23 protein-coding genes are annotated in these 23,758 nt (G+C 46.2%); 16 read left to right on the forward strand and 7 right to left on the reverse strand.

Translation table 11 applies throughout. The features are described from left to right. The first annotated feature begins 26 nt into the window (after window positions 1-26). Entirely contained in the window at window positions 27-878 is an 852-nt protein-coding gene (locus ONT18_RS15715) for a hypothetical protein (RefSeq protein WP_233339731.1), read from the forward strand. On the opposite strand, the gene ONT18_RS15720 is transcribed toward ONT18_RS15715, so the two are convergent. Next, a complete protein-coding gene (locus ONT18_RS15720) occupies window positions 879-1,325 on the reverse strand; it encodes a nucleoside deaminase (protein WP_006847857.1) in 447 nt (148 codons plus the stop codon). It abuts the gene before it with no gap. A 103-nt stretch (window positions 1,326-1,428) separates the two neighbouring features. Here ONT18_RS15720 and ONT18_RS15725 point away from each other — a divergent pair, with 103 nt between their 5' ends. From ONT18_RS15725 to pyrH, 3 genes are read left to right on the forward strand one after another with little or no spacing between them, the layout of a single operon-like run. Further along, window positions 1,429-1,806, forward strand: a complete 378-nt coding sequence (locus ONT18_RS15725) for a YraN family protein (RefSeq protein ID WP_022122101.1) — start codon at window positions 1,429-1,431, stop codon at window positions 1,804-1,806. Between the two features lie 34 nt (window positions 1,807-1,840). Continuing rightward, window positions 1,841-2,593 (forward strand): biotin--[acetyl-CoA-carboxylase] ligase, encoded by a 753-nt coding sequence (locus ONT18_RS15730; protein WP_264906666.1) that lies wholly within the window; start codon window positions 1,841-1,843, stop codon window positions 2,591-2,593. 17 nt (window positions 2,594-2,610) lie between these two features. Continuing rightward, on the forward strand, window positions 2,611-3,321 hold the full coding sequence (gene pyrH, locus ONT18_RS15735) for a UMP kinase (RefSeq protein WP_006847854.1): 711 nt from the start codon (window positions 2,611-2,613) through the stop codon (window positions 3,319-3,321). 113 nt (window positions 3,322-3,434) lie between these two features. Here pyrH and pssA read toward each other — a convergent pair whose 3' ends face one another. Further along, window positions 3,435-4,166 carry a CDP-diacylglycerol--serine O-phosphatidyltransferase gene (gene pssA / locus ONT18_RS15740; protein ID WP_264906669.1) on the reverse strand — a complete coding sequence of 244 codons (732 nt, stop codon included), beginning with the start codon at window positions 4,164-4,166 and terminating at the stop codon, window positions 3,435-3,437. Between the two features lie 71 nt (window positions 4,167-4,237). Continuing rightward, window positions 4,238-4,930 carry a phosphatidylserine decarboxylase family protein gene (locus tag ONT18_RS15745; RefSeq protein ID WP_118066011.1) on the reverse strand — a complete coding sequence of 231 codons (693 nt, stop codon included), beginning with the start codon at window positions 4,928-4,930 and terminating at the stop codon, window positions 4,238-4,240. Window positions 4,931-5,095: 165 nt separating this feature from the next. On the opposite strand from ONT18_RS15745, the gene dnaE reads away from it, so the two are divergent. Together dnaE and trxA are read left to right on the forward strand one after the other, a co-directional pair. Beyond that, on the forward strand, window positions 5,096-8,806 hold the full coding sequence (gene dnaE, locus ONT18_RS15750) for a DNA polymerase III subunit alpha (protein ID WP_117693972.1): 3,711 nt from the start codon (window positions 5,096-5,098) through the stop codon (window positions 8,804-8,806). A gap of 37 nt (window positions 8,807-8,843) precedes the next feature. Beyond that, window positions 8,844-9,158 carry a thioredoxin gene (gene trxA / locus ONT18_RS15755; protein ID WP_264906671.1) on the forward strand — a complete coding sequence of 105 codons (315 nt, stop codon included), beginning with the start codon at window positions 8,844-8,846 and terminating at the stop codon, window positions 9,156-9,158. Window positions 9,159-9,247: 89 nt separating this feature from the next. Here trxA and tsaE read toward each other — a convergent pair whose 3' ends face one another. Both tsaE and ONT18_RS15765 read right to left on the reverse strand, forming a co-directional pair. Beyond that, on the reverse strand, window positions 9,248-9,658 hold the full coding sequence (gene tsaE / locus ONT18_RS15760; RefSeq protein ID WP_118066007.1) for a tRNA (adenosine(37)-N6)-threonylcarbamoyltransferase complex ATPase subunit type 1 TsaE: 411 nt from the start codon (window positions 9,656-9,658) through the stop codon (window positions 9,248-9,250). A 51-nt stretch (window positions 9,659-9,709) separates the two neighbouring features. Further along, entirely contained in the window at window positions 9,710-11,263 is a 1,554-nt protein-coding gene (locus tag ONT18_RS15765) for a bifunctional response regulator/alkaline phosphatase family protein (RefSeq protein ID WP_118190969.1), read from the reverse strand. 312 nt (window positions 11,264-11,575) lie between these two features. Here ONT18_RS15765 and ONT18_RS15770 point away from each other — a divergent pair, with 312 nt between their 5' ends. Together ONT18_RS15770 and ONT18_RS15775 are read left to right on the forward strand one after the other, a co-directional pair. After that, window positions 11,576-11,887 (forward strand): LysO family transporter, encoded by a 312-nt coding sequence (locus tag ONT18_RS15770; RefSeq protein WP_022122090.1) that lies wholly within the window; start codon window positions 11,576-11,578, stop codon window positions 11,885-11,887. Continuing rightward, on the forward strand, window positions 11,884-12,486 hold the full coding sequence (locus ONT18_RS15775) for a lysine exporter LysO family protein (protein ID WP_006847844.1): 603 nt from the start codon (window positions 11,884-11,886) through the stop codon (window positions 12,484-12,486). Before ONT18_RS15770 ends, ONT18_RS15775 begins: the two co-directional genes overlap by 4 nt. Before the next feature lie 127 nt (window positions 12,487-12,613). Here ONT18_RS15775 and ONT18_RS15780 read toward each other — a convergent pair whose 3' ends face one another. Together ONT18_RS15780 and ONT18_RS15785 are read right to left on the reverse strand one after the other, a co-directional pair. After that, window positions 12,614-12,709, reverse strand: coding sequence for a smalltalk protein (locus ONT18_RS15780; RefSeq protein ID WP_153118391.1), 96 nt, complete (start codon window positions 12,707-12,709; stop codon window positions 12,614-12,616). A gap of 123 nt (window positions 12,710-12,832) precedes the next feature. Then, window positions 12,833-13,396 carry an HU family DNA-binding protein gene (locus ONT18_RS15785; protein WP_264906676.1) on the reverse strand — a complete coding sequence of 188 codons (564 nt, stop codon included), beginning with the start codon at window positions 13,394-13,396 and terminating at the stop codon, window positions 12,833-12,835. 669 nt (window positions 13,397-14,065) lie between these two features. Between ONT18_RS15785 and ONT18_RS15790 the strand changes: the two genes are divergently transcribed. From ONT18_RS15790 to ONT18_RS15825, 8 genes are all read left to right on the forward strand, one after another. Next, entirely contained in the window at window positions 14,066-14,989 is a 924-nt protein-coding gene (locus tag ONT18_RS15790) for an Rpn family recombination-promoting nuclease/putative transposase (protein WP_264906678.1), read from the forward strand. Between the two features lie 1,154 nt (window positions 14,990-16,143). Further along, entirely contained in the window at window positions 16,144-18,357 is a 2,214-nt protein-coding gene (locus ONT18_RS15795) for a leucine-rich repeat domain-containing protein (RefSeq protein ID WP_264906680.1), read from the forward strand. A gap of 225 nt (window positions 18,358-18,582) precedes the next feature. Beyond that, window positions 18,583-19,038: a hypothetical protein gene (locus ONT18_RS15800; RefSeq protein WP_118201835.1), complete on the forward strand. Its 456-nt coding sequence runs from the start codon at window positions 18,583-18,585 to the stop codon at window positions 19,036-19,038. A gap of 266 nt (window positions 19,039-19,304) precedes the next feature. Beyond that, a complete protein-coding gene (locus tag ONT18_RS15805; RefSeq protein WP_153119371.1) occupies window positions 19,305-19,454 on the forward strand; it encodes a hypothetical protein in 150 nt (49 codons plus the stop codon). Next, on the forward strand, window positions 19,451-19,969 hold the full coding sequence (locus ONT18_RS15810) for a hypothetical protein (protein WP_264906683.1): 519 nt from the start codon (window positions 19,451-19,453) through the stop codon (window positions 19,967-19,969). The genes ONT18_RS15805 and ONT18_RS15810 overlap by 4 nt, the downstream gene beginning before the upstream one ends. 185 nt (window positions 19,970-20,154) lie before the next feature. After that, on the forward strand, window positions 20,155-20,667 hold the full coding sequence (locus ONT18_RS15815) for a spore coat protein (protein WP_264906685.1): 513 nt from the start codon (window positions 20,155-20,157) through the stop codon (window positions 20,665-20,667). Between the two features lie 17 nt (window positions 20,668-20,684). After that, window positions 20,685-23,180, forward strand: coding sequence for a hypothetical protein (locus ONT18_RS15820; RefSeq protein WP_264906687.1), 2,496 nt, complete (start codon window positions 20,685-20,687; stop codon window positions 23,178-23,180). Between the two features lie 13 nt (window positions 23,181-23,193). Further along, window positions 23,194-23,754 (forward strand): DUF5675 family protein, encoded by a 561-nt coding sequence (locus tag ONT18_RS15825; RefSeq protein ID WP_200757080.1) that lies wholly within the window; start codon window positions 23,194-23,196, stop codon window positions 23,752-23,754. Window positions 23,755-23,758 lie beyond the last annotated feature (4 nt).

A 23,758-nucleotide genomic window follows, 5' to 3' on the forward strand; every position in this document is an offset into this window, starting at 1 on the left:
ATCAAACATTAAAAAGGAAAATGATTATGAAAAAGCTATTATTTGCGGCATGTTTAGCTGCTTTTTGCTTGACCAGTTGCAACAACGGCAAGAACAACACCCAGGATTTGGCAAATCAGCAGAATGATTCGCTAAACAGTATCATCGCTCAGAAAGATAGCGAAATTAACGATATGATGGGTACATTGAATGAAATCCAGGATGGTCTGAACCAGATCAGTGAGGCTGAGCACAGAGTAACTCTCCTGAAGAACGGTGAGGGTGCCAGCAAGAGACAGCAGCTCAAGGAGGATGTTCAGTTCATCGCTACCCGTATGCAGCAGAACCGCGAACTCCTGGCTAAACTGCAGAAGCAGATGGCTAACAGCTCTTTGCAGGCTGACCAGTTGAAGAAGACCATCGCAAACCTTCAGGCGCAGATTGCACAGAAGGATAAGGAACTCCAGGTGCTTCGCGAGGAGTTGGATAAGAAGGATATTCATATTGCAGCGCTCGACGAGACTATCAACAATCTGAATACCAAGACCTCTCGTCTTACTACTGAAAGCAGCCAGAAGACAGAGACAATCAATGCACAGGACAAGCAGCTCAACACTGCCTGGTATGTATTCGGTACCAAGAAGGAGTTGAAGGAGCAGCATATCATGGAAAAGGGTAAGGTAATGACCGGTAATTTCAACAAGAGTTATTTCACCAAGGTTGATATCCGCAACATTTCTGAAATCAAGTTGATGTCAAAGTCGGCTAAGTTGCTCACTACCCACCCATCAAGCTCTTATGCATTGGTACGTGATGCCAACAAGCAGTATACGCTCCGCATCACCAATCCACAGATTTTCTGGAGCACCAGCAAGTATCTTGTAGTGCTCGTTAAGTAATTATCTCTTTCTCTGAAAGAAATCCTGCATGAGTGCGCGGCACTCATCTTCCAATACGCCCGATGTAACTGTCGTCTTAGGATGCAGTGCATCGGGCGCATATTTTGTATACCCCCTTTTTTCGTCGCTGGCACCATATACCACGCGGCTGATCTGTGCCCATCCCAGCGCTCCGGCGCACATCACGCAGGGTTCTACTGTAACGTAGAGGGTACAGTCTTTCAGGTATTTTCCTCCCAGCATGTTGGCTCCCGAAGTGATGGCCTGCATTTCGGCATGAGCCGTAACATCGGTCAGCATCTCCGTAAGATTGTGGGCACGTGATATGATCCGGTCCTTACAAACGATGATGGCGCCTACCGGAATCTCGTCTTCATCGAATGCCGCCTGAGCCTCCATCAGGGCACGGCGCATGTATGCTTCGTCTTTTTTCTTGATATCTTCCATTGTTTTTCGTGCAAAATTACATAAAAAAGTTTGAAGTGTGGACTTTTTTTGTTATTTTTGCAAGGTAAAAGCATCTTTTGATGCAAAATAAAGAAAATAGACTATGGCAGAGCATAATGAATTAGGCAAATGGGGAGAAGACGAGGCTACGCTCTATCTCGAGAATGAAGGCTATGTCGTCATCGACAGAGACTGGAAAGCCGGCAAGCGGGATCTGGATATCCTTGCCGTTTCGCCGGATGGTAAGACGCTGGTTGTGGTAGAGGTGAAGACCCGTTCGGGTGAAGAATACCAGCAGCCCGAGGAAGCCGTAGATGCCAGGAAGATGCGTAATCTGGCAATAGCCGCCAATACTTACGTCAAGGAACAGAAGGTGGAAAAAGAACTTCGCTTTGATATTGTTACCGTGGTAGGGGTAGGCCATCAGGTGAAACGCATCGAGCATCTTGTGGATGCCTTCAACCCGTTGCTGATTGGATAACCCGTTGTGATTCGCTATACATTATTATATAGACATGGAAAAGAAGATTATACGATTAAAGGAAGTGGATTCCACGAATACCTTCCTGAAGAATTTGGATACTTACGATGAAGATGCGCTGACCATTGCCATTGCTGACTATCAGACTGCAGGCAGGGGACAGGGCGTGCATACCTGGGAGAGTGAGCCGGGCAAGAACCTCCTCTTCAGTATGATGATGTGTCCTAAGTGGGTACCTTTGCGCCAGCAGTTCCTCCTTTCCGAGGCTGGTGCGCTCGCCGTGAAGGACGCTCTTGATTCCTATACGGACGGCATTACGCTGAAATGGCCGAATGATGTGTACTGGTATGACAAGAAAATCAGTGGCACGCTGATAGAGACTGCCATCGACTCCAAGGGCATCAAGCGCTGCATCTTCGGTATCGGCATTGATGTCAATCAGACTGAGTTCCACAGCGATGCGCCCAACCCTGTATCTCTGGCTCAGATTCTGGGTCATGAGGTGGATAGGGAAGAGGTGCTGCAGAAGGTGATTGAGGCTTTCTGCAAATACTACGAACTTCTGCGTCGTGCCGACTATATGGATGTGTCGGGCATCTATCATCTTTCTCTCTACCGTCGCAAGGGCTATCACTGGTATGAGGATAAGGACGGTAAGTTCGAGGGCGCCTTCGTAGAGGTGGAGGACGATGGTCATCTCATCCTTCATGACAAGAAGGGAGTAATACGCTCGTATGCGTTCGGAGAAATCAAATTTCTAATCCCTTCAGTAAACATTAAACAATAAACATTAAACACTATATTATGGCAAAGTTTAAAAGAATTCTTTTGAAATTGAGCGGCGAGAGTCTGATGGGCAAGCAGAGCTTCGGCATCGACCCAGAGCGCCTGAGTGATTATGCTAAGCAGATAAAGGAGGTCCATGAGATGGGCGTTCAGATAGGCATTGTGATTGGTGGTGGTAACATCTTCCGCGGTTTGAGTGGAAGCCAGAAGGGTTTCGACCGTGTCAAGGGCGACCAGATGGGTATGTGTGCTACCGTTATCAATTCCCTGGCATTGAGCAGCGCACTCGGAGCCTTGGGCGTTAAGAACAAGGTGCTTACTGCCATCCGCATGGAGCCTATCGGCGAATTCTACACCAAGTGGAAGGCGATTGAGGCGATGGAGGCAGGCTATATCTGCATCTTCTCTGCAGGTACAGGTAGTCCATACTTCACTACCGATACCGGTTCTTCTCTCCGCGGTATCGAAATCGAGGCTGACGTGATGCTCAAGGGTACCCGTGTAGACGGCATCTATACCGCCGACCCAGAGAAGGATCCTACAGCTACCAAGTTCAAGGACATCACCTATGATGAGATTTACACCAAGGGCTTGAAGGTAATGGATTTGACTGCTACCACCATGTGTAAGGAAAACAACCTTCCTATCTATGTGTTCAATATGGATGTTGTAGGTAACCTCAAAAAGGTGATGGATGGTGAGGAGATTGGTACGCTCGTACACAACTAATCATCTCTCTCAACAGGAAGAAAAAAGCAAATGCGACTGGATTCACATCTAGCCGCATTTTTCAGTTAATAATCTACATAAATACCTAAATATCCCAATAAAGGGGATTTCTTCTATTTCGTCTTCTTCAGATAAATAATCGCCGAGATGATGACGTATGCCACGATGACAAGCCACCAGCCGGTGAGGAAACCGGTCAGACCATCGAGTGCTACCGAAGTAGCGAGGATGATGATGGTGAGCGCGGCAAAGCCATATTTCACCTCATTGCCCTTGAAACCCCACTGCTTGAACTTCAAGGCGAAAAGAGGCATCTCGCAAACCAGCAGATAGCTGGTGATGAGTATCAGAGCCAGAATGATGAATACCGACCATGAATATCCTTCGAGCCAGCTTGGATTGAACACAATCAGCGAACCCCAGAACAGGGCGTTGGCTGGTGTAGGAACACCGATGAAAGAGGTAGTCTGGCGCTCATCAAGATTAAACTTAGCCAGTCGCAATGCCGAGAAGGCCGCGATGATGAAGGCTACGTAAGGCAGCCATGGGCGCAAAGGCTCCAGAAAACCCGGATATTCCATCACAAAGAGTTGTGAGAATACGATGGTGGCAGGAGCCACACCGAAGGTTACGTCATCTGCCAGTGAATCCAGCTCCTTGCCTATTGGCGATGAAACGTGCAGCAGGCGGGCGCTCATGCCGTCAAAGAAGTCGAATACGGCTCCGATGATAATCCATAACAATGCCATCTTTGGGTTCCCGCCGAAGGCAAACGATGTTGCGATGCAGCCCGAAACCAGGTTGCAGCAGGTTATCGTGTTTGGAATATGTTTCTTGATACTCATTTCTTTACAGTATATTATGATAGAGTGAAAGCCGGAAGTATGTTCCGGCTTGCTTTCTATCTGTCAATATGTTATTTCAATTTAGCGATGATGGTCTGGTCGCCAGTAGTTGACTGTCCCATCTTTACGCATACTTCTGTACCTACAGGCAGGTAGACATCCACGCGTGAACCCAGCTTGATGAATCCCAGGTGCTCGTCGATGAAGCATTCTTCCCCTTCCTTGGCATAGGTTACGATGCGGCGTGCTACTGCACCGGCAATCTGTCGGCAGAGTACATCCACTCCCTCAGGTGTGGTAATCATCACGTCGGCATGCTCGTTTTCCTCGCTAGCCTTAGGCAGCCATGCCTTGTGGTAGTTGCCGTCCACATGCTTCACGAATTTTACCTTACCATCCACCGGGAACCAGTTGGCATGAACATTCCAGAGGCTCATGAAGATGGAAATCATCAGGCGGCGGTCACCGAAGTAGGGAGCATTCTCCACCTCTTCTATCACCACAATCTTTCCGTCGGCTGGTGCTACTACCAGTTTCGAAGTATCCTCTACGTTGAGGTATCTGACAGGACAACGGTAGAAGTTGAGCACGATACCATATACCGTACCGAACACAACAACAAAAGCCCAGAACGGAATCTTGTTGTCTAAGGTTGTCCACAATATAGCCGCAATGGCTACTAACGCTATCGCTCCGGTAACCAGCTGATCGGTACCTTCGCGGTGCAATCTTATCTTCTTTAATTTCTTTATTTTCTGTCCCATACAGTAGGATTAAGTTTTTATTGGTGCAAAGGTACGTCATTTTTATCACTTTTGCAAATTTTTTGTGGGTTTCTTTTACCTTTTTCAATATTTTCGCATATTTCTTTTGGCTTTTTCAATATTTCGCCGTAACTTTGTTGTCAAAATTCGAATTTTAAACAGATAATGGAAGATTTTGTTCATTTGCATGTACACACCCAATACTCCATCCTCGACGGCCAGTCGAAGATACCGCATCTGGTAGATAAGGCCATCAAGGACGGCATGAAGGGTATGGCGGTAACCGACCACGGTGTGATGTTCGGCATCAAGGAACTCACCGACTATTGCGGCAAGATTAATAAAGACCGCAAGAAGGAGGGACTCGAACCTTTCAAGCCTATCATAGGCTGCGAGATGTATGTGGCACGCCGAACCAAAGCCGACCGAGAGAAGGATAAGGGCGATATGAGCGGTTATCACCTCATTGTACTTGCCAAGAATTATAATGGATACAAGAACCTCATCAAGCTGGTGAGCAATTCGTGGGTGGATGGTTACTACATGCGCCCACGAACCGACCGTGCCGATCTGGAGAAGTATCACGAAGACCTCATCGTCTGTTCGGCATGTATTGCAGGCGAGGTGCCATCCAAGATTCTGCATGGTGACCTGGAAGGAGCCCGCGAGGCTTGCCAGTGGTACCACAACCTCTTTGGCGATGATTACTATCTCGAGCTCCAGCGCCATAAAGTGCCCGATGACCCAAGTCTGCTTGCCAACCGCGAGGCTTACGAGTTGCAGCAGCGTGCCAACAAGGAACTTATCAAGATGGCAAGGGAGTTTAACATCAAACTGGTGTGCACCAACGACTGCCACTTTGAGGATAAGGAGACTGCCGAGGCTCACGACCATCTGCTCTGTATCGCTACCGGCAAGGATCTCGACGACCCTAACCGTATGCGCTATTCCAAGCAGGAATGGTTCAAGACCCGCCAGGAGATGAACGATGTGTTCTCGGATATTCCCGAAGCACTTTCCAATACCCTCGAAGTATTGGATAAGGTAGAAATCTACAGCATCGACCATGGTCCTATCATGCCTTTCTTCCCGATTCCGGAGAGTTTCGGTACCGAGGAGCAGTTGCGACAGAAGGTATCAGAAGAAGACCTCTACAAGGAGTTTACCTCTGATGAGAACGGCAAGAACCCGCTGCCACCAGAGGAAGGTCAGAAGGTAATCGACCGATTGGGCGGTTACGATAAGATATACCGTATCAAGTTTGAGGCAGAATATCTGCGCCACCTTGCCTACGAGGGAGCCAAAAAGCTTTATGGCGACCCGCTGCCCGAGAATGTAGACGAGCATGTAAACTTCGAGCTCCACGTGATGAAGACCATGGGTTTCCCGGGCTACTTCCTCATCGTGTCAGACTTCATCAGGGCGGCGCGCGAGGAACTCGGCGTGATGGTGGGCCCGGGCCGTGGATCTGCGGCAGGTTCGGTGGTGGCTTACTGCTTGGGCATTACCAAGATTGACCCATTGAAGTACGACCTCCTGTTTGAGCGTTTCCTGAACCCAGACCGTGTGAACCTTCCGGATATTGATACCGACTTTGATGATGACGGCCGAGGCAAGGTATTGCGCTGGGTAATGGATAAGTACGGTCATGAGAACTGTGCCCATATCATTACCTATGGTTCCATGGCGACGAAGAACTCCATCAAGGACGTGGCGCGTGTAGAGAAGTTGCCGTTGGATAAGGCGAATGCACTCTGCAAGGCTATCCCAGACCGATTGCCTGACGGTGCCAAGATGAACCTGACCAATGCCATCAAATATACCCCAGAGCTGCGCGAGGCAGAGTTCTCCAACGATCCCCGCGAGAGCAATACCATCAAGTATGCCAAGATGCTCGAGGGAACCATCCGAGGCACGGGTATCCATGCCTGCGGATTCATCATCTGCCGCGACCCTATCAGCAACTGGGTGCCTGTATCTACTGCCGATGACCCTGATTTCCCGGGACTGAAGACGGCGGTAACGCAGTACGACGGCCATGTCATCGAGACCACCGGTCTGATTAAGATGGACTTCCTGGGCTTGAAGACCCTCTCCGAGATGAAGGAGGCATGCAAGGTTATCAAGCAGACTACGGGCGATGTCGTTGACCTCGATACCATCCCTATCGATGACGAGCTGACCTATCAGCTCTATCAGCGCGGTCAGACCATCGGAACCTTCCAGTTCGAGTCGCCGGGTATGCAGAAGTATCTCCGTGAGCTGAAACCTACGGTATTCGAGGACCTCATCGCCATGAACGCCCTCTACCGTCCGGGACCTATGGATTATATCCCTGACTTCATTGCCCGCAAGAACGGCAAGCAGGCGATTACCTACGATATCCCGTGTATGGAGAAGTATCTGAAGGATACCTACGGCATCACGGTCTATCAGGAGCAGGTGATGCTTCTCTCCCGTCAGTTGGCGAGCTTCACCCGAGGCGAGTCAGATGCGCTGCGTAAGGCGATGGGTAAGAAGAAAAAGGCTATCGTAGATGCGATGAAGCCTAAGTTTATCAAGCAGGGACAGGAGAACGGCCACGACCCGAAGGTGCTGGAGAAGATATGGGGCGACTGGGAGAAGTTTGCTTCCTACGCCTTCAACAAGTCTCATGCCACCTGTTATTCGTGGGTAGCCTACCAGACTGCCTATCTCAAGGCGCACTATCCTGCCGAATATATGGCGGCGCTGATGACCCGACGCTTTGCACAGATTACCGAAATCACCAAGCTGATGGAGGAGTGCCAGTCGATGGGCATCAAGACCTTGGGTCCGGATGTGAACGAGAGTTACCGTGTGTTCGGTGTGAACGAGCATGGAGAGATACGTTTCGGTCTTTCAGCCATCAAGGGTATGGGTGCTCCGGCAGCCGATGCCATCGTGGCAGAGCGACTGAAGAACGGACCTTATAAGAGCATCTTCGATTTTGCCGAGCGTGTAGATTACTCCAGCGTGAACCGCAAGGCTTTCGAAACCTTGGCGCTGAGTGGCGGTTTCGACAGCTTCGGCATCCGTCGCGAGCAGTTCTTCGGCAAGAACAACAAGGGCGAAACCTTCCTCGATACGCTGGTGCGCTACGGTCAGCTCTTCCAGCAGGAACAGCACGAGGCTGCCAACTCACTCTTTGGCGGTACCGAGGCGATAGAGATAGCTACGCCGCCTATTCCTGATGCAGAGAGCTGGAGCACCATCGAACGTCTGAACCGTGAGCGCGAGCTTGTGGGCATCTATCTTTCTGCCCATCCGCTCGATGAGTACAGCATCATCCTCAACTCCCTCTGCAATACCCATTGCTCTGAACTGGGTGACAAGCAGGAGCTGGCAAAGAAGGAGGATGTGGTGCTGGGCGGCATCATCACGGGTGTGAAGTCGAAGTTTACCAAGACGGGCAAGCCGTGCGGTTTCGTTACGCTCGAAGACTTTGAGGGCTCAGGCGAGCTGGCTCTCTTTGGCGAAGACTGGGGCAAGTGGCGCGGCATCATGGTTGAAGGCAGCACCATCTACATCACCGCCAAGTGCGTTTCCCGTTACGGCAATGCCAACTATCTCGATTTCCAGATAGGCAATGTGGAGTATCTGCAGACGGTCAAGGAGAACCGCATCGACCGCTTTACCATCAATGTGGAGAGCGATGCGATAGATGAAACGATGGTCAGCGACCTGCAGACTATTCTGGAGAATGACGAGGGCAAGGCGCAGCTCTTTTTCCAGATACATGATGTTGACAGCAATACCTATCTGCTGATGCGTGCCCGTGAGCATACGGTGGGTGTGGGACATGCCCTCATCCAGTATATCGAGCAGCATCCTAAGATGAGCTATCAGATCAATTAGAGATAATTTTAGTTTTAATATAAAAAGGTATAGAAAAATGGAAGTAACAATTACAACCGAGAATTTCGAGAGCTACAAGAATGGCGAACTGCCATTGGTAGTAGATTTGTGGGCAACATGGTGCGGTCCTTGCCGCCAGATTGCTCCTATCGTATCAGAACTTGCTGAGGAGTTTGACGGCAAGGTGGTAGTAGGTAAGTGTGATGTAGAGGAGAACGACGACATCGCTATGGAGTTTGGTGTTCGTAATATCCCTACCATCCTCTTCTTCAAGGGTGGCCAGCTGGTAGATAAGTATGTTGGCGCAGCCTCTAAGGCAACCCTTACCGAGAAGTTCCAGGCTCTCCTGTAATCAGCCCGGATAGGAAATGATAAAAGCATCTGGCTTGAGAAAATATGTTCTCAGCCAGATGCTTTTTTTTGTTCGGGGCTGTCGGTGACTTACCATTCTACGCTTCTTGTTCCGTCTTCTTCTACGGTGATAGTCACTTTGGTGCAGTCTTCCGGCAGCAGTTCTTCTATCAGTTCCGGCCACTCCAGGAAACAGAGGTTGCCGCTGTAGAAATAATCTTCGTAGCCCATGTCGTATACCTCCTCGAGTTTCTTGATGCGGTAGAAGTCGAAGTGGTAGACAGGTGAGCCGTCGCCCGCTGTATATTCGTTTACGAGGGCGAAGGTAGGAGATGTGATGACATCTTCTACGCCCAGTTCTTCGCAAATAGCTTTTACAAATGTTGTCTTTCCGGCTCCCATCTTGCCATAGAAGGCAAAGACCTTGCCGTCGCCCATGTTCTGCAGAAATTCCTTGGCTGCTTCATGGATCGTGTCTAATGAGTCAATTTTTATCTTCATATATGTTTACTTTGAACTTTGATCTTTATGATTACTATTAACTATCCCTTCTTACCTTTTTCTCGGTGTCAGCGTGATGAGCGGTATGAGCATTTCCTCCATCGAGATGCCGCCGTGCTGGAAGGTATCCTTGTAGTATTGCACATAATAGTTATAATTATTCGGATAGGCGAAGAAACTGTCGCCCGTGGCAAATACATACGAGGTACTCAGGTTAGGTGCCGGCAACTGGGCACGCTGAGGCTCCTTGATGGTGAAAACTTCCTTGCTCTGGTAAGCCAGATTCTTGCCCAGCTTGTAGCGCAGGTTGGTGTTCGTGTTGCGGTCGCCTACAATCTTGATTGGTTTCGATGCCCTGATGCTGCCGTGGTCGGTGGTGAGCACTACCTGGTAATCGCTCTGCGAAAGGAGCTTGAAGAGTTCGGAGAGAACCGAATGGCGGAGCCAGCTCTGCGTGATGCTGCGGTAGGCACTCTCGTTGTTGGCAAGCTCGCGCACCATCTTAGATTCGGTACGCGCGTGAGAGAGCATGTCGATGAAGTTAATCACCAGCACGTTCAGGTCGTTGTTCCGGCATTCGTTGTAATGCTCCAGGAAACGGTCGGCACCCTGCGAATCGTTCACCTTGTGATAACTGAAGGTATAGTGCTTTCTGAATCGCTCTATCTGGGTCTGTATCAGCGGCGCCTCGTTGAGGTTCTTGCCTTCCTCCTCGTCCTCATCTACCCAGAGGTCAGGGAACATTTCGGCTATCTTGTTCGGCATCAGACCGCTGAAGATGGCGTTGCGCGCATATTGCGTGGCGGTAGGAAGGATGCTCATGTAGAGCTGCTCGTCGATGTCGAACAGGTCGCCGATGTCTTCAGCCAGCATGCGCCACTGGTCATAGCGGAAGTTATCTATCACAATCAGGAACACCTTCTTGCCCTCATCAAGCAGCGGGAATATCTTGCGCTTGAAGATGTCGGGACTCATCAGATGGCGGTCTCTGTTGTCGGGACTCACCCAGTCGAGATAGTTCTTGGCTATGTATTTGGCGAACCCCTGGTTAGCCTCTTCCTTCTGCATGCCCAGCATCTCTGCCATCGGACTTGCCGTATCGCTCAGCTTCAGTTCCCAGCTTACCAGTCGCCTGTAAATCTCCATCCAGTCTTCCGCACTTCTGCATTCCATCATCTGCATGGCTATCTGCTGGTAGTCCTGCTGGTATCCGCTCTGCGTCACCTCCGCCACGATGTCTTTGCGGTGGATGTTCTTCTTGAGCGAGAGCAGAATCTGGTTCGGGTTTACGGGTTTTATCAGATAGTCGGCTATCTTTGAACCGATTGCCTGGTCCATGATGTTTTCTTCTTCGCTCTTGGTGCACATCACTACCGGTGTGGCAGGCTGGATGTCCTTGATGCGTAGCAGGGTTTCCAGTCCGCTGAGTCCCGGCATCATCTCATCGAGCAGGATGAGGTCGAAGGTCTGCTGGCGGCAAAGTTCAATGGCATCAGGGCCGTTGCTTACCGTCTGCACTTCGTATCCTTTCTTTTCCAGAAAGATGATGTGTGCCTTGAGAAGTTCTATCTCGTCGTCTATCCAAAGTAATAATCCGTTGCTCATATTTTATATCCTTTTTCTTTTCGGGGTGCTAAAGTACAAAGAAAAATGGAATGGGGAACACGACTTTACGTTAAAGAGAGTTAATGATAAAGATTCTTTGGTACTTTTTATGAAAACGTTTGTATTACCTTGTGACAAAACCTAAAAACATAGGTTAATTAAAACTTATTTGTATAACTAAACGTAAGCATTATGATCAGACGCAATTACTTGAAAAGTTTGTCTATTTAGCAATAATACGACCGGGAATCCGTTTCTTATGGTAAGGTAATTCATAAAAACGAACAATAAAAAGAAGAAAAACAAGAAACAATGCTCAAGATAGTAATGATTATGCTATGCGGAATAGGTACCGGCTATCTGCTCCGCAACAAGAAAATGAGTTTTATCGGCCGTATCATCACGGCGCTGATATGGGTACTCCTGTTCCTGCTCGGTATCGAGGTAGGTTCTAACCCTCGTATCATCAGCGGTCTTCAGACCCTGGGACTTGAGGCGATAGCCCTGACCTTGGGAGGCAGTCTGGGTAGTGCACTCTTTGCTTGGGCATTGTGGAAGTATGTTACAGCAAAGCAGGCTAAATCGTCGGCTCACGCTGAAACCGGGAAAGGAGGCAAGGCATGAAAGGCAGTTTGATTATCGTAAGCTTCTTTGTTCTGGGTATCATCGTAGGCTTGTGTGATGTGATTCCGGCAGGTCTTCTGGATAGCGACGTGAGCTATTGTGCACTCTGCTGCCTGATGTTCTGCGTAGGTATCAGCATCGGTTGCGATACCTCTGTGCTGAAGAGTTTCAAGAAGGTGAATCCCCGTCTGATGATGCTCCCTGTGATGACCATTCTGGGTACGCTGGCAGGTTGTGCCGCCGTATCTCTCATCTTGAGCCACCGCCAGCTTACCGATTGTCTGGCAATCGGTTCAGGATTCGGATATTACTCTCTTTCGAGTATCTTCATCACCGAATACAGGGGCGCCGAACTGGGAACCATCGCCCTTCTTGCCAACATTTTCCGCGAGATTCTCACCCTGCTGTGTGCTCCGCTGCTGGCAAAATACTTCGGCAAACTGGCACCTATCAGTGTAGGTGGAGCCACGACCATGGATACAACGTTACCTATCATCACCCGATATTCGGGCGAGAGTTTCATCATCGTTTCCATCTTTCATGGCTTCTGTGTCGACTTTTCTGTACCCTTCCTGGTTACCTTCTTCTGTTCTTTGTAGAAATAGCTAAAAGCAGTTCTTAAGACCTAAATAAAAAAGCCCCCGATGCGTTATGCACCGAGGGCTTTGCTATGTCGAATCAAAATTTAAAAAACATCTTTTTTTTTACCTTTTTACTTTTTTACCTTTAAAGAGTGCAGCTGGTAACTCCGAGCGTAGTAGCGATGGCTGTAAGGACGGAGATTGCAATCTGCAAAATCGTTTTCCAAGTGTTTACTTTCATAGTTTGAATGTTGAATGTTGAGTGTTGAATGTTGACTTTTTTAATGTTGAATGTTGAGTGTTGAATTTTGACTTGGTGGGGGATGCGCTGGCTTCTAGCCAGGGCGGCCCTCAGGCGAGGGCTTTATTCAAGCCCGTCGCCGCTATCCTGAGAGCCGCCTCCGCCGCCTTCTTGGGTTCCGCCGCCGGTTGTACCCGAGCCGCCCTGGCTGGTGTCAGAGCCGCCGCCCTGAGTTGTGCCACCGCCGCCTGTGGTGCCCTCCTCGTCGGTGCCGATATAGCCGCCGTACTCCTGAATCTTGCACTTCTTGCGCAGCTCGGCATTGCTCCAGCTCTTCGTGTTTCTCACAATCAGGTGCACGCCTTCTACGCTGGCAGCTGTCACCTTCTCCTTGGTATCCTCCGCCTTGGAGCTCATACCGATGGAGAACAGTCCGAGGTCAGAGAGACGCACGCTCTTGCCGTCGAGAATCAGCTCCTGCAGATGGTCGAGTGCATCCATCAGCACACCGTGGATGGTACCTCGTGAGTAAGGCGAGCCGTGGTCGGAGATATGCGATACGAATCCCTCGAAGTCCACTTCGCGGTCGGTTACCGAAGTAGCATACCACTTCTTCTTACCTGCGTTTTCACCAGTCTGAGGTGTGCGCTGTACTTTACGATATTTCAATGTTCCTTTCTGTTCCATAATCTTTAGTTTTAATGTTGAATGTTAAATTAATAGTGTTGAATGTTGAATGTTGAATGTTGACTTGGCGGGGTGCACAAGCCTTTCTTTGAACGACAGTGCAAAGATACGCCAATTTCCCGATACCACCAAATTTCAGCGTGTGATAAGGCGCGATTTCAGCACGCTTTCAATCCGAAACCTGTTAAACAATCTAACTCGCCGTTTTGCGCCCCGCAACTCATACTTTTTCAGAAGAGAAAACATAGAGTTAAAGAGAAGAAAACACAGCACCTTATTCAGTATTCAGTTATTCAGTTTTTTTTTAAGGGGTTACTTTTTACCCCCTTAAAAAGTAAAGTTTATATACTATCTATATATCTATATATATATATATAAATATATATAATATAATATAATAATAAAAAATACATTACAAAATAACCAATCCCTTTCTTTCGGGTTTTCAAACCCTTTATCCATGTAAGGGTTTAAAAAAAAACTGAATAACTGAATACTGAATACGGAACAAGGCAATTGCAGAAAGGATTGTTCTTATATTTTTTGCGCACTTATAAACATTCTCCCCCTTGCCAGCAACTTTTTCTAAACTTTTCCCCGATTTTCTTGCATGTTTCGAAATAAAAGTTTATCTTTGCGGCAGATTTACAGAATCTAAATTGATAATTTATGGGTAGATACATCAACCCCTTTACCGATTGGGGCTTCAAGCGTCTCTTCGGTCAAGAGTTCAGTAAGGACTTGCTGATTAATTTTTTGAACGACTTGTTTGAAGGTGAGTTTCAAATCAAGGACGTAACATTCAAGGATAAGGAACAGCTTGGAGATACTAATGATCTCCGTGGCTGCATCTTTGATATCTATTGTGTTACCGACGATGACAAGCATTTCATCGTTGAGATGCAGAACAGATGGGTACCCTTCTTTGTGAATCGTTCCATCTATTATGCTAGTAAGGCTTTTGTTGCCCAACGCAAGAAGTTTGATGAAGCAGGTGACCGTACTCCTGTTTTATACCAGTTTGTGCCGGTTTATGTGGTTTGCATCATGAATTTTATGCCAAAGGAGCATGAGGTGACAAAGTTTAGGACAGACGTTGCTTTGAGGGAGAAGTCTAGTGACTCGATGTTTTCTGACAAGCTTCGTTTCATCTATCTTTCTCTTCCTTTCTTTGATAAGAGTGAGGAAGAATGCGAGACAGGTTTTGAAAAATGGATTTATGTTTTGAAGTATATGGAAGTATTGGAAAGATTGCCTTTTACGGCACAGAAAAAGATATTCGATCATCTTGCTAAATTGGCGGATGTGCGTTGCTTGAGTAGTGAGGAGCAGGAAAAATACGATGAAAGTATTAAGGCCGCCGATGATTACTACTCCGGCCTTTATGGCTCTTATGTTGAAGGAGAGGAAAAGGGAATGGCTAAAGGTAGAGCAGAAGGAATGGCTAAAGGGATGGCTAAAGGAATGGCTAAAGGGATGGCTAAAGAAAAGTTAGACACAGCTTACCGCCTTTTGTCAATGGGGCTTTCTGAAGCGCAAGTATCAACGGCCACCGAGCTTCCGCTGGAGGAAATTCAGAAAATGAGGAAATAAGAACTGGCATTGAAAAATTGATTTCTGTATTGAAGTATATGGAAATGGATGAAGTATTTAAGAATTTGCCTTTAGCGGAACAAAAGAAGATGCTCGAACATCTTGCAAAATTGCCAGATGTTCGTTTCTTGAGTAGTGAGTAGCGGGAAAAATACGATGAAAGTATCAAGGCTGTTGATGATTACTACTCCGGCCTTTATGGCTCTTATGTTGAAGGAGAGAAAAAGGGAATAGCTAAAGGTAGAGCAGAAGCTCGTGCAGAAGGTGAATTATCTAAAGGTTTGACAATAGCCCGTAACTTGTTGTCAATGGGTATGTCTTGGTCGCAAATCATGCAGGCTACTGGATTGACAGAAGAATTGAAGCCGCTTCAGGCGTAGTGTATATCTCGGCTGCACCCTTTCGGCTTGCCCCATACGCCCTGAAGGGGCAGAAGCTCCTAGCCCAGGGCAACACCCTGGGTATTAATGAAATATAAACCAACGCCCTGTAAGGGCAAAAACTTTAAAAATATTCGAATTTTAATCTATAGGCTTATGGTACATGTAAATAAACAATAGTTATAAAAAGCTCTTCTCCCAAGCTGGCAGAATGGGTGAAGAAACTGAAGACTCATAAAGCTGAGTACTTCAGTATAATATAAAACACGAAGTCCTGCCGTGGTACGCTTTCAAGAAGAGGCGTGGCAGGAACTGTTGCTGCAAAAATACTAATTTCATTCCAAAATGCCAACTTTTTGTTTAAGAATATGCATTCTAAATATGCTATTTAACATTGTATAACGGAATTTCGGTCAACGAACCATCTCATGTCATTTGATACTTTCTTCATAATTCTTTTCTTTTGATTCTATTTCGCGAAGATACAAAAGAATCCGAATAATCGGATACCATTTCATCTTTCTTATATTTTTCGCGCACTTATAAACATTTCCCCCTTGCCAGTAACTTTTTCTAAAACTTTTTCCCGATTTTCTTGCGTGTTTCGAAATATTGTTGTACTTTTGAAGGAGAATATAGAAAAGAAGAATCTTTGCCCGAAGAGACAACATTTGAAGCCATTCCTAAAATAGGGAAAGGATATTTCTAAAATGATATAGTGGTTGAGGCTTTGCCTCTTATATATATAGAAAGTGTAATTTAATATATAAGATTATGAGAAATTTTACTTTAAGAAAAGGGTTCTTGGGAAGTAAATGTGGAACCCGCAGCTCTTTTAAGGGCTTTGTCATGTTGGTAGTTCTGATGCTCATGATGGCAAGTTCTGCGATGGCACAAGAAACCAAATTTGAAGTGATTGGTGGGCTTCGTTATTTGTTGGATACTGGTGCTAAGACAGCAACTCTTATGCCTAAAACTGATAGTAAATATTCCGGTGATATAGTTGTTCCAGAAAAAGTTAATAGTAGTGATGGAATGGGGTATGTTGTTACTTCATTCGAGGAAAAGTGTTTCTATGATTGCAGTGGTATAAAATCTATCACCATCCCTTCCTCTGTTACTTCATTGGGTAATTATTGCTTCTCTGGTTGCAGTGGTTTGACCTCCATCACCATCCCTTCATCTGTTACATCATTGGGTATTTATTGTTTTTCTTATTGCTGGGGCTTAACCTCTATCACCATCCCTTCTTCTGTTACTTCATTGAGTGATGATTGCTTCTATGGCTGCAAAAGTTTGACCTCTATCACTATTCCTTCCTCTGTTACTTCATTGGGTTATGGTTGTTTCTCTGGTTGCAGTGGCTTGACCTCCATCACCATTCCTTTCTCTGTTACTTCATTGGGTGATCATTGCTTCTTTGGTTGCAGTGGTTTGACCTCAATCACCATCCCTTCCTCTGTTACTTCATTGAGGGATGCTTGCTTCTCTGGTTGCAGTGGCTTGACCTCCATCACCATCCCTAACACTGTTACGTCATTGGGAGAAAATTGCTTCAGTTATTGCAGTAGTTTAACCTCTATCACCATCCCTTCCTCTGTTACTTCATTGGGTAATAATTGCTTCTCTGGTTGCTATGGTTTGACCTCAATCACCATCCCTTCCTCTGTTACTTTGTTGGGTGATGGTTGCTTTAGAAGTTGCGTTGCTTTAACTTCTATTACCATCCCTTCTTCAGTCACTTCGCTGGGAGAAAATTGCTTCAGTTATTGCAGTAGTTTAACCTCTATTACCATCCCTTCTTCAGTCACTTCGCTGGGAGGAAATTGCTTCTATGCTTGCAACAAATTGACCTCTATTACCCTCCCTTCTTCTGTTACTTCATTGGGTAGTGGTTGCTTCTATGCTTGCAACAAATTGACCTCTATTACCATTCCTTCTTCTGTTACTTCATTGGGTAGTGGTTGCTTCTGGAATTGCAGTGGTTTGACCTCTATCACCATTCCTTCTTCTGTTACTTCATTGGGTAGTGGTTGCTTCTATGGCTGCAAAAGTTTGACCTCAATCACCCTCCCTTCTTCTGTTACTTCATTGAGTAGTGGTTGCTTCTATGGTTGCAACAAATTGACCTCAATCACCATCCCTTCTTCTGTTACTTCATTGGAGAACTATTGCTTCGAAGGTTGCAGTGGTTTAACCTCAATCACCATCCCTTCTTCTGTTACTTCATTGGGGAATTATTGCTTCGAAGGTTGCAGTAATTTGACCTCCATCACCATCCCCTCTTCTGTTACTTCATTGGATTTTGATTGCTTCAAAGATTGCAGTAGTCTTGAAACTATTTATTTTAAAGGTAAAGTGCCAAAGTATACATCTCTATCATATATATCAATTACAACTATTATCAAAGTCCCAACAGAATATCTTCAGAATTATAAAAATGCTTTTGGATCCAGTTATAAATATATTTATGCCTGGAATCCTGACGAAACAGGAGATGGTAACAAGCCTATTACTCAATGCTCTACACCATCTATCTCTTACGAATCAGGCAAGTTGATGTTCGCTTGCGAAACAACAGGAGCAAAGTATTATTATACAATAACTGATACAGATATAACGTCTGATGCGCTGAATGAAAATGGGGAGGTATCTCTTTCTGCAGCCTATAAGATTTCTGTTTATGCTACAGCTGATGGCTATACTGCATCTGATAAGGCAGAAGCAACTTTGTATTGGATTAATGCTAACCTGGAGAATGGTACCAACATTAATCAGGTAAGAACACGGGGCGTGGTGGCTTCGGCTCATGATGGCATCATCAGCCTCTCTGGTCTTGACAATGGCGAAGTGGTGAAGTTCTATGCTACAGATGGCAAGTATCTCGGCTCTACGGTTGCAGCGAATGGTGCTGCCTCTTATGCCGTTTCCGAGTCTTTGGTTATCGCCAAAGTGGGTAAGGATTCTATCAAGATTGCTATGAAATAAGGATTGTGCAGAGCGATGCACCTACCGTAAAATCATAAAAAGTAAGGGGAAGAAGGCGAGTAACGTAAATTGCTCACTTTTTTCCCCTTTTTCTTGTTATACTATAGTAAAATATAGCTTAAATATTAATGTTTTTGAAAAATATATCCGGCTATTCATGGTAGCTGGGGAGTCGGCTTTGCTGTTCAAATAATTAGTTGTAAATTCGCATAAATTTACACCATTATGTTGGATATTGCAGAACATAGACAAAAGTTGATTCTGAAGAACTTAGCTCAGCTAGACGACAGAATCAATGAGATACAAGAAGAGTGCATCATCTTGTATCTAAAGTCTTTTATAGGTGATGGAGCTGAACTGCTATCTCCATATCAGTTCTCTAATATTACGCATATCAAGTATGATACAGTAATAAATGTGTTGAAAAGAAAAGTGAAGTTCAAGCCTTACCAGCAGCGGCGGTGGTGTTATTGCATCCTTTATCATTGGGATACTATCATTGATACGCTGAATAAGAAACATGTTGCGGAGAGTAAAAATTTTGAAAAAGATAAGTTCGAAAAGAACTTCAATGAGGCTTTTTGGCACTGGGCTACGATAGGGAGAGACTTGAAACAACTTGACAAGTTGAAAGAGAAAGTAGAAGAAATGCAAAGCAATTTTTCACCTCGCAATAAATAATTGAGCAACAATATTTAAAAAAAATATCATGAGATTTAGCCGTGCATAAGTGCTTGCGCAGCTATTATAGAGAAACAATAACAATTAATAACTTAAAAACAGAGTAAAAATGAAAAATTCAACATGAAATCGGGGGAGGCATTCCTCATACTGCTCTGCAGCTCAATGTCTCCGAAGTAAGGATTCACCCTGGAAAACTTTCAGGGGCCACCTCTTCTTCCAAGATTGAGGAAGTAAATTTAGTCTATCTTAAAATGAGAAGATATATGACTAAACTTATCGTAAAACTGAAGATTGCCCTGGCTGTGTTGGGAATCATCAGTATGAGTGTTGATATCGTAGTTAACCTGAAAGGCATTCGCGTGTTTGAGGGTACTACAAGTGTTGATAACCTTATAAGTCTTTTTGAATCATGAAAGTCAGTTGCATACTAAATTTTAATGGAGATATTCATGTGGGAGGTGTGAATCTTGGCAATGTCGTGAACTTCAATCCTTCGCATGATGCCGCAAGAGAGAGGTATAAGAGAGATGATTTTTCTAATTCCGATGTGACGGAAGCTGACTTTGAAGATGATGATGAAGAGGACAAAGGGAATAAAAAGAAAGCATCTGGCATAACTAAGTTATTCTTACCTCATAAACGTAATATTCCTAAAGAATTGAAAGGAGAAAAAGCACAACAGATTCTGAAAAGTTTGTATGAGTATGGGATTTTGGATGAAAACTACCAGCCTGTCAATCTTTCTGGCTACCAGAAAGGTTATCTTGCCTATAAGTTATCCATCAAACTGCATATTACCAAGCTATGGAAAGTATTCTCACAGTTATGGGATATGAACCCTGCTGTGCTCAGAACGCGCTACAATGAAGCTATCTCAATGCCTTCTATGGGTGAATTTGGAGATAAAATCAATAAATATATAGGTTAAATGACCGTTTTTTGCAAGTAGTACTAGTACGACAGTACTGGTACGTACTAGTTTTTTGTCGCAGAATCGCCGTACATTTGCCCCCGGAATTCAGAACCGATATGGTCTGAGTTTCGGGGGCTTTTGTGTATAGGCACATCAACCGTTGTGGGAGCGCCCAACTGTTTTAAAAAGGAATTTATAAGATGAAAGCAATGAAACCTTTTTATTTTACTCATCCGCAGTACGGAAAACTGAGGGTGGTGGTGATTGACGGGAAAATCTATTACTGTCTGATGGACGTGAAGAACATCTTCAAGAAGTCGGTACAGAAACTCTATGAAACGATTGCTGACTCGGAGGGGGAACTGAAAAATCTGAACATCGTGATGAAGAAGGACATGAAAATCAAGTATAACCTCTTCTTCGAGAACCAGGAAATGGGGAAGGAAGAAGCGGAGGCTGAGAACGTGAATGCGGATATCAACTTCTGCGATGAACAGCTGGTGAAGGACCTTGTAGACAAGGATGTTGCCGCCGAGAAGATTGCGGCAAAATGGGTAATAGGGTTCGTCAAGAGCAGACTGAATGATGCCGAGAATGCTTCGCTCTTCGAGGCGAACGGGGTCCAGGAGATTTCGGATAACTCGCTGATTCTGCCTATCAATGTAAGCTATGGCTCAGGGTATATCATGATTAACAGCGAAGTGTTCGATTAATAAAATATGGAGGTAAAATGGAGATAGTACATGTAGTGGCAATTAATCCTTATCGTAAGGGAAATAAGGGGAAAGTGTTTTCCTATGGCATGGATACTTATGATAAGGTGATTGAATCGGATAGCGTGAAGAAGATGATTCAGCAGATTCGGGGTGAATTGCCGATTGACGGAGTGGATTTGAACGATGCGCAGGCGGTGAAGAAGGCGCAGGAGAGGCTCAAGAGCGAGCTGCCTTTCTTCTGTCCGCACTACGGCATGTTCAAAAATAATGTGCGCAGACAGGAGAATGCCTTGCCGGAAAGCTTTCTCTTCCAGACGATTATCGATGTGGATGATAAGGAGTATGTGGAGAAGGCTATCGAGAAGGCGCGCGAGCTGAACTGCTCTTCGGGGATATGGAACGGCTCGTTGCTGCATCTCTGTTATAGCGCTCGCAAGAAGCTGCATATCGGGATTAGAATGCCGGTTGGGATGACCATCGAAGAGACGCAGAAGGCGTATTGTGAGGCGCTCGGCGTGCCTTATGATGAAAGCTGCATCACACCTGAGAGAATGATTTTCCTGACGGATAAGGACTCGGAAATCTACCGGTCTAAAATGTGGTGCGCAGTGCTGCCGGAGAGCGAGATACAGGCTCGCAGAAAGGCTTTTCTGGACCGTGGGCTGACCGTGGACGGAAGGGGGGATGCAAAAGTTAATAGTTTACAGTTTACAGTTAATAGTAATGACAAAGTTCAAAACAATAGACTTTCGGGCAATTATGGCACTGGTGAACTGGGAGCGGCCAGTGAGAAGAATCTGATAGCCTTTGATCTGTTCGTGCAGTCGGCTGGGCTTGAGGGGATGGCGATAGATTCCGTCGGGTCTCGGCACTCTTCGCTCCTCGCTATCATGAGCGCAGGCGCTTCGAGGGTGATGAGCGAGGAGGAACTGATGAAGGTGGTGAGGACGAAAATGCCGAGCTACTATCAGGAGGATGACTGCCATCAGCTGATACATGATTTCTATGCGAAATATGCTGACAGCTGCAAGCCGATGTCGAGGGATGTGATAAGGGTGAATGCGCTGGCGGAAAAACAGGCCAGCCAACAAGTTAATAGTTTACAGTTAACAGTTAATAGCCCTAACGCAAATCATACAGTTCAAAGTTCTATGCTCCAAGTTCAAAGTAGCGAGGAGGATTATCCGGAACCGCCAGCGATGCCGGAGAAACTGCCGAAACTGGTGGAACTGCTGATATCTCGGACACCGGAGGTTTATAAACCGGCAGTGGCGCACGCTATCTTCCCACCGCTCGCTACGCACCTCTGGCAGACGAGCTTCCGATATATTGATAATGTAGTGCATGAGGCTACATTGTCTACGTGCTTGCTGGCTGGTACGGGCGCTGGTAAATCTTCTGTAAACAAGCCGATTAGCTATATTATGGAGGATATCCGGAAACGGGATGCGGAGAATCTGAAACGTGAGAAGGAATGGAAGGAGGAGATGACGCGCAAGGGCGCCAACAAGGACAAGCGTAAGCGACCGGACAACCTCGTTATACAGGAGATTGATGCCGATATGACCAATCCGGCATTCGTGATGCGTACCGCTGAGGCGCAGGGACGATTTCTTTACACTTCGCTCAATGAGCTGGATCAGTTTGACGCCCTGAAGGGTACCGGAAACCAGCATTTCCGTATCATGTGTCTTGCCTCAGATAGCGACAACCAGTACGGCCAAACTCGCGTGGGAACTCAGAGTGTTACGGAACGTGTAACCATCCGGTTCAACTGGAACGCATCTACCACTATCCAGAAAGGACAGCGTTACTTCTCAAAAGTTTTGACAGATGGTCCGATAAGCCGCATCAATTTCTGTACCATTCCAGAGCGTGAAATCGGTGATGAAATGCCTGTCTTTGGTGATTACGATGATGCTTACCGAGAGGGGCTGAAGCCTTATATCGAGAATCTGAACAACGCCAGGGGGCTGATTGACTGTCCTGAGGCATTCCAGCTTGCCCTCAAACTGAAGGATGAGAATGCTGAGTTCTCGCGCTTGTCGCAGGATAGGGTTTACGAGAATCTCTCCTTCCGTGCCAACGTCATCGCCTACCTGAAGGCGTGTGTGCTGTATGTGGCGAACGGCTGTAAATGGGAGCCGGAGATTGACGAGTTCATCCGCTGGAGCGAGCGTTACGACCTCTACTGCAAGATGCGATTCTTTGGTGATGCCATCAAGAGGGCGAACTTTTCGAACGAGAAATCGAGTAAGCGTGGACCGGCAAATCTGTTGCAGCAGTTGCCTGATGTCTTTAATTTCCAGCAGGCAGAATATCTCCGCTCGCAGTTGGGCATGGACAAGAAGGGCACTCCTTCGATGTTGCGTAATTGGGTGAACCGAAACTATATCCGGAAGATTCCGCCTAAGGGTGTAACGGGTGACGTAATCAGTATTCAGTTATTCAGTTTTGAAAAGCTACGTAACCGCAAGGATGGTAAAGAGGTAAAAATATTAGAATCTTAATGGAGTTTGAGTTATGGAAATAGTAGTAAAAAGAATAGCAAAAAAGAAGACTTATACGATAGGTCATCTTTATATCCTGAGCGATAAGGACGTGAAGCGTACCTGGCGTTCGGGGGTAAAAATAGGCGACAAGCGTATCTTTGAGCACAGCTTCGATAAGGCGAAGTTGGACAAGGAGCATTACTTCTGTGATACCCTGGAGCCTACGTGGAGAAATCTCCTGGGTGTCGAACTGAAACCGGAAGAGGAGGATGGACGGTACAGTAGGGTATCGGGTAAGAAAGCCCGCAAGATACCGGGTCATACGGCGATACCGGAAGGCTCGTATCCTGTTGTTATCTCGAAATCGCCAAGGTTTAAGAAGTGGCTTCCGCTGGTGCAGGGTGTTCCTGATTTTGAGGGCATCCGCATTCATGCCGGTAATTATCCCGATGATACGCAGGGCTGCATCCTGGTAGGTGAAAATAAATTACAGGGTGCCGTCTTTAATTCCCGCATCTGGTTGCACAGGCTTATGAATGCCATTACCGCAGCAAGGGAACGGGAGGAGAGCGTTTGGATTACGATTTTGTAATGTT

The sequence above is a fragment of the Segatella copri genome (assembly GCF_026015295.1).
GTDB lineage: Bacteria > Bacteroidota > Bacteroidia > Bacteroidales > Bacteroidaceae > Prevotella > Prevotella copri_C.

Bases quoted from the DNA above. Each gene is read 5' to 3' on its own strand.
- ONT18_RS15800 (WP_118201835.1), top strand. From the start codon at position 18,583: ATGTTGGATATTGCAGAACATAGACAAAAGTTGATTCTGAAGAACTTA.
- ONT18_RS15715 (WP_233339731.1), top strand. From the start codon at position 27: ATGAAAAAGCTATTATTTGCGGCATGTTTAGCTGCTTTTTGCTTGACC.
- ONT18_RS15805 (WP_153119371.1), top strand. From the start codon at position 19,305: ATGACTAAACTTATCGTAAAACTGAAGATTGCCCTGGCTGTGTTGGGA.
- ONT18_RS15775 (WP_006847844.1), top strand. From the start codon at position 11,884: ATGAAAGGCAGTTTGATTATCGTAAGCTTCTTTGTTCTGGGTATCATC.
- ONT18_RS15790 (WP_264906678.1), top strand. From the start codon at position 14,066: ATGGGTAGATACATCAACCCCTTTACCGATTGGGGCTTCAAGCGTCTC.
- ONT18_RS15730 (WP_264906666.1), top strand. From the start codon at position 1,841: ATGGAAAAGAAGATTATACGATTAAAGGAAGTGGATTCCACGAATACC.
- ONT18_RS15765 (WP_118190969.1), bottom strand. From the start codon at position 11,263: ATGAGCAACGGATTATTACTTTGGATAGACGACGAGATAGAACTTCTC.
- trxA (WP_264906671.1), top strand. From the start codon at position 8,844: ATGGAAGTAACAATTACAACCGAGAATTTCGAGAGCTACAAGAATGGC.
- ONT18_RS15725 (WP_022122101.1), top strand. From the start codon at position 1,429: ATGGCAGAGCATAATGAATTAGGCAAATGGGGAGAAGACGAGGCTACG.
- ONT18_RS15810 (WP_264906683.1), top strand. From the start codon at position 19,451: ATGAAAGTCAGTTGCATACTAAATTTTAATGGAGATATTCATGTGGGA.
- ONT18_RS15785 (WP_264906676.1), bottom strand. From the start codon at position 13,396: ATGGAACAGAAAGGAACATTGAAATATCGTAAAGTACAGCGCACACCT.
- ONT18_RS15720 (WP_006847857.1), bottom strand. From the start codon at position 1,325: ATGGAAGATATCAAGAAAAAAGACGAAGCATACATGCGCCGTGCCCTG.
- tsaE (WP_118066007.1), bottom strand. From the start codon at position 9,658: ATGAAGATAAAAATTGACTCATTAGACACGATCCATGAAGCAGCCAAG.
- ONT18_RS15780 (WP_153118391.1), bottom strand. From the start codon at position 12,709: ATGAAAGTAAACACTTGGAAAACGATTTTGCAGATTGCAATCTCCGTC.
- ONT18_RS15745 (WP_118066011.1), bottom strand. From the start codon at position 4,930: ATGGGACAGAAAATAAAGAAATTAAAGAAGATAAGATTGCACCGCGAA.
- pssA (WP_264906669.1), bottom strand. From the start codon at position 4,166: ATGAGTATCAAGAAACATATTCCAAACACGATAACCTGCTGCAACCTG.
- ONT18_RS15795 (WP_264906680.1), top strand. From the start codon at position 16,144: ATGAGAAATTTTACTTTAAGAAAAGGGTTCTTGGGAAGTAAATGTGGA.
- dnaE (WP_117693972.1), top strand. From the start codon at position 5,096: ATGGAAGATTTTGTTCATTTGCATGTACACACCCAATACTCCATCCTC.
- ONT18_RS15770 (WP_022122090.1), top strand. From the start codon at position 11,576: ATGCTCAAGATAGTAATGATTATGCTATGCGGAATAGGTACCGGCTAT.
- ONT18_RS15825 (WP_200757080.1), top strand. From the start codon at position 23,194: ATGGAAATAGTAGTAAAAAGAATAGCAAAAAAGAAGACTTATACGATA.
- ONT18_RS15820 (WP_264906687.1), top strand. From the start codon at position 20,685: ATGGAGATAGTACATGTAGTGGCAATTAATCCTTATCGTAAGGGAAAT.
- ONT18_RS15815 (WP_264906685.1), top strand. From the start codon at position 20,155: ATGAAAGCAATGAAACCTTTTTATTTTACTCATCCGCAGTACGGAAAA.
- pyrH (WP_006847854.1), top strand. From the start codon at position 2,611: ATGGCAAAGTTTAAAAGAATTCTTTTGAAATTGAGCGGCGAGAGTCTG.